The organism is Methanocalculus sp., assembly GCF_030651615.1.
GTDB lineage: Archaea > Halobacteriota > Methanomicrobia > Methanomicrobiales > Methanocorpusculaceae > Methanocalculus.
Map to the genome: position 1 here is coordinate 1 of NZ_JAUSCG010000019.1, position 5,493 is coordinate 5,493.

Sequence of the window (5,493 nt, forward strand, 5' to 3'; positions counted from 1 at the left end):
GTTGGCAAACCAAAACCCGGAGATACTCATGACTGGTGAAGACGCCATTTTACTCCTGAAAAAAGCGGTTGGAGAGCCAGATCTCACCGCACGACGATCTGCTGAAGAAGCTCTTGCAGCCTGTGGCCCCTTAGCAATCCCTGAGATCGTCACTGCGCTGAAGGAGGCGAAGACGACGATGCGGTGGTACCTTGCCCGTTCCATTGCGAGAATGGGTTTACCTGCCATTCAGCCGACCATCGATGCGATCCGAAGTGAGGATGACCCCGATGTCAGGCGATATCTCACCGGATCACTTGCATCAATTGGTGAGAAGGCGATCCCCTCTCTCATCTCATCTCTTGCAGATGATGATGTCGGCGTTCGCGGAGCGGTTGCACTTGCCCTCTTACGAATTGGAGATCCGGCACTTCCTGCCCTGAAGAAAGCTTCTGAGGGGGATGATCCGCTCCTCCGCACCTGTGCCGAACTTGTCCTCTTCCGGATGGGTGAAGAGGGGATAATGACACTCTTTTCTGAGGACGTGGAGTAGCGGTCGATGGGACTTCCCGCGATGTCTCCTGCGATGGAGTCCTATCTCGCCTCCATCAACCTGTTGCTTGATGAAGGCCTTGCGATTGCACGTGAGGCGAGGTTAAAAGGGTATGATCCAAAGACTGTGCCTGAGATCCCAATAGCAAACGATCTTGCCGATCGGGTTGAGGCACTCCTGAATATTAAAGGTGTTGCTGCAAGGATACGTGAGCTTGAAGCGGAGATGTCCCGTGAAGAGGCGGCACTCCGGATTGGTGACGATTTTGTGGCGAGGAAGTTCGGTGAGACTTCACGTGATGAGGTGGTCGATCATGCGATCCGCTGCTCGATGGCTCTGTTAACAGAAGGTGTCGTTGCCGCCCCGACTGAGGGGATAGCAAAGGTCTCGTTTGGGAGAAATGATGACGGATCAGAGTTTCTCAGGATCTACTATGCCGGACCGATCCGATCAGCCGGAGGGACTGCACAGGCACTCTCGGTCTTAGTTGGAGATTATGTCCGTCAGGCACTCGGGATTAATCGGTATATCCCACGAAAAGAGGAGGTTGAGCGGTATATCGAGGAGATACGGCAATATAACACTATTCTCAGCCTCCAGTATGTTCCGACAGACCAGGAGCTGCGGCTGATCATCGAGAACTGCCCGGTCTGCATTGATGGCGAACCGACCGAGAAGGAGGAGGTCTCCGGGTACCGCAATCTTGAGAGGGTGGAGACGAATGCGGTGCGGGGTGGTATGGCACTCGTCATCGCAGAAGGTCTTGCACTGAAAGCTCCGAAGGTCCAGAAGAACGTCAGAAAGATGAAGATGGAAGGGTGGGAGTGGCTTGATACGCTCGTTGCCGGAACATCTTCACCAGGAGAAGAAGAAGAGCACGGTATCCATCCAAAAGACAAATATATCCGTGATACAATCGCAGGACGGCCGGTTTTTGCTTATCCGATGAGGAAAGGGGGCTTCCGCCTCCGGCTTGGGAGAGCGAGGAACACCGGTTTTGCAGCCGCAGGTCTCCATCCGGCAACGATGTACATCCTCGGTGAGTATCTCTCACCCGGAACCCAGATGAAAGTTGAACGTCCGGGAAAGGCAGCCGGAATCGTCCCTGTTGATTCGATTGAAGGGCCGACGGTTCGTTTCACCTCAGGTGAGGTCCGCCGGATTGATAACACTGAAGAGGCGATCGCAGCTGTCCCGGATATCGAAGCGATCCTGGATGTCGGGGAGATCCTGATCAGTTTCGGAGAGTTTCTTGAGAATAACCATCCGCTTATACCTCCATCATACTGTGAGGAATGGTGGATTCAGGAGGGAGGACCCCGTCATCCTGAGAGTGAGCTTGAGGCGATCGGTTTTACGATGGATGGTGCATATCTCCACCCTGACTATACCTGGTTCTTTGACGACCTTTCATATGATGAGTTCTGCCGACTGACCGATCTGATTGTACTGAATAGTAAGATGGATGAGCAGGTACTCCGGGTTCGAAATGAGCCTGAAGTGAAACGGCTCATCGAGGAACTCCTTGTTCCGCATACGGTGGAGGATGGTGATATCGTCATCAGGACCTGCTACTCTCTCCTTGCCTGCTTAGGCCTCTCATTTGATCTATCGCGCCGTGAAGAGTGGAAGACGCTTCCGGCAACGGGAAGCGGTCTTGATGCCGCCCGCCATCTCAGCGGTTTTAAGATGCGGTCAAAGGCTGGCACCCGGATCGGCGGGAGGATGGGCAGGCCGGGGAAATCCGCTCCGAGAAAGATGAAATCGGCACCCCATGTCCTCTTTCCGATTGGAAGTGATGGTGGAGCCCGTCACTCTTTCCAGGGAGCTGGTGCTAGAAGGAGGCAGGAGACGATGGAGAGCGGAGATTTCCTTATGAACATCGAGACCGAAGGTCAGATCACCATTGAGGCAGGAGAACGCCGGTGCTCCCTCTGTGGTGAGAAGACGTTCTGGAACCGGTGCGGATGTGGGGGGCATACTGTTCCGGTCTTTCGCTGTGTTCACTGCAATAAAGAGGTTGCCGAAGGGGATCGGTGTCCACGATGTGATGCTCCGCTTGCCTGCACCATGGAGGCTGAGGTGAACATCAAGAAGGAGTACGATGATGCAATTGCCGCTCTTGGGCTCCGTTCAGTTGACCTGAAACTGCTGAAAGGTGTAAAAGGTCTCATATCAAAGGAGCGATCAGTTGAAGCGATCGAGAAAGGGGTGCTCAGGGCGGTTCGTGACCTCTTCGTCTTCAAGGATGGGACTGTCCGGTATGATATGATCGATCTGCCTCTGACCCATTTCCGGCCTCAGGAGATCGGGGTGACACCTGATCGTCTCCGTGAACTTGGTTATATCTATGATATGAATGGCCGGGATCTGACTGAAGCCGATCAGGTCTGTGAACTGAGGGCCCAGGATATTCTGGTATCTGAAGATTGCGGGGAGTATCTCGTCCGTGTGGCAGGTTTCATGGATGATCTACTTGAGAAGGTGTACGGTCTTCCCCGGTACTATAATGCAGAGAAGCCAGAAGATCTCGTCGGCCAGCTCTTGATTGGTCTTGCCCCTCACACCAGTGCTGGTGTCCTCGCCCGCCTGATCGGGTACTCAAAGGCGCTTGTCGGGTATGCCCACCCCTTCTTCCATGCGGCAAAACGGCGTAACTGTTTCCATGGCGATACCGAGATCGAGGTGTACGGACAGTCCGGCTGGAGGAAGTTGCCGATCCGGGAATTTGTCATCGAGAACTTCGATATTTCACAGCCCGGATCGGACCGGCTCGGTACCTACTACTCCGATCCTGCATCTCCTCACATGCTTCTTGCAATCGATACGAATGGCACACCGAAGATGCGAAAGATCACCTCGGTCTCGGTACATCGGGCCCCAAAACACCTGATCCTCTTTGAGACGGGTCGGGGCAAGACCCTCGCTGTCACGCCGGACCATGCGATGGTCGTCTGGGATTGCACCTATCTCAAAAAGGTCAGGGCCGTCGAGGTGAAGCCGGGTGATCGTCTGCCGGTGATGGAAGGAGGGATGGTGATTGCGGATACGATCAAGCGATCAGATCCGGTTCCATGCCTTGAAGATCGTGTGTACTGTGTAACGGTGGCAGACGATCATACCCTCCATGCAAATGGGATCTTCACCGGCCAGTGTGATGGTGATGAAGATTGTGTAATGCTCCTTCTTGACGGGCTGATTAACTTCTCACGTTCTTTCATGCCCGAGACCCGTGGAGGATCGATGGATGCTCCGCTCGTTCTGACGAGCAGGATCGATCCGAAGGAGGTGGATAAGGAGACCCTGAATGTGGATGTGATGAGCAGGTATCCTCTCTCTGTCTATGAGGGATGCCTCGTTTATGCCGCTCCAAAGGACCTCGAGAAGGTGGTGGATCATGTGGAGAACCGGGTTGGGACCCCTGCCCAGTATGAGGGGTTCTCTTTCACTCATGATACAAGTGATATTTCAGCTGGGCCCCGCGATACGATGTACACCCGGCTCGGGTCGATGGTGGACAAACTTGATGCCGAGCTTCTTCTGGCGAGGAAGATCCGGGCCGTTGATGAAGATGATCTTGCTGAACGGGTTCTGACAACCCATTTCATCAGGGATATGATCGGCAACCTCAACGCCTACTCAAAACAGGGGTTCCGTTGCCCCCGATGCGGTTTAAAGTTCAGACGGATGCCGCTTGCCGGGAAGTGCCGGTGCGGAAACAAGATTATTGCAACCGTCTCCGAGGGGTCGGTGAAGAAGTACCTGGCGGCCTCTCTCTCGATCTGTGACCAGTTCACCGTTTCAGAGTACACAAAACAGCGGATAGCGGTGATCGATGCGGCGATCAATTCGACATTCGGGGAAGAAAAGAAGCTCCAGCTCGGATTGGCCGACTTTATGTGAGGGGCGGGCAATCCTTTTTTTGGGTGGAGAACAAACAGAGTACTTCCAGAGGCGAGTGTTACCGAGAGGCCAAAGGTGATCGACTCAAGATCGATTCCCGTAGGGGTTCGCAGGTTCGACTCCTGCCACTCGCATTTTACACTTTTTATGATCAATCATATTGGGTCTTATAATTGTATATAAAATTTGATTGGCTATTGCACAATTATTATATCCTTTAAAGATAAGCATATATATCGTGAGTAAGTCCTTCCAGAAACGGATGAGGCTACCTTGAGGTAGATGGGACAAAGTAAGGAAGGGTTCACGCTTTATTTCTGGGTTTCATTAAAAAAATCGAGTGCAATTAAAACTTTTCTCTCAATTATGTTGTAATGCTCAAGGGTATTGTCTCGATACATCTGGTGTGTTGCACCTGCTACAAAATCCGCTGCCTGAATGCATGGCTCATTTCGAGAATCAACATGCTTTATGATGATATTATCAGATGAAGGTACAGATTGGTCTCCATTATCCAATAATCGATACGACAGGTACTGATCAAGTACTTCTCTTTCGAAGCTATATGTCGACTTATCAATGTAAATTTCCATTAAACTGTCGTGGTCATATTTTCGGGCTATTGATGAAACGAGATGACCAGAAATATAATTATAGATTGCCTGTTGTTTTCCTTTTAATTGTGGTTTAACTTGAGATTTACGGAGTAATGCATATGCAATATCGAGATCAGATTCAGATATGCATTCCATAATACGACGTTTAATAACTCCCTTTGTGTTATTAAACTTAAATTCAGGCACATCACGGAGAGATTTTTTTAATTTATTCTGTCGAATTTTTTTAAAACATCGACGCATCTTTTGATCATCCCGGATGATGATTGCTGCAAGAATAAAATATGCAGAGGCTTGAGGACCAAATCCGAGATCTCCAGATTCATCAATGTAAATCTCCACACATATTGTTTATTGTTTACATTGCAATAAATGGTGTGTTATTAAAAAACTATCGGATTTTTAGGAATGTTGACAGTATTTCCCAGATTAGCACGATTA

General features: G+C 50.8%; 3 protein-coding genes and 1 tRNA gene. 3 read left to right on the plus strand and 1 reads right to left on the minus strand.

Going from position 1 to position 5,493, the window contains the following annotated elements; genetic code table 11:
- The 3 genes from Q7V06_RS00660 to Q7V06_RS00670 form a co-directional block, all read left to right on the plus strand.
- The coding region (locus Q7V06_RS00660; protein WP_304836556.1) for a HEAT repeat domain-containing protein at positions 1-532 on the plus strand (532 nt) is incomplete at its 5' end.
- A gap of 6 nt (positions 533-538) precedes the next feature.
- Positions 539-4,435 (plus strand): DNA-directed DNA polymerase II large subunit, encoded by a 3,897-nt coding sequence (locus Q7V06_RS00665; protein WP_304836561.1) that lies wholly within the window; start codon positions 539-541, stop codon positions 4,433-4,435.
- 51 nt (positions 4,436-4,486) lie between these two features.
- Positions 4,487-4,569: transfer RNA gene (locus Q7V06_RS00670), tRNA-Leu, on the plus strand.
- Between the two features lie 177 nt (positions 4,570-4,746).
- On the opposite strand, the gene Q7V06_RS00675 is transcribed toward Q7V06_RS00670, so the two are convergent.
- Positions 4,747-5,394, minus strand: a complete 648-nt coding sequence (locus tag Q7V06_RS00675; protein ID WP_304836565.1) for a DUF3800 domain-containing protein — start codon at positions 5,392-5,394, stop codon at positions 4,747-4,749.
- Positions 5,395-5,493 lie beyond the last annotated feature (99 nt).

Bases quoted from the DNA above. Each gene is read 5' to 3' on its own strand.
- Q7V06_RS00665 (WP_304836561.1), top strand. From the start codon at position 539: ATGGGACTTCCCGCGATGTCTCCTGCGATGGAGTCCTATCTCGCCTCC.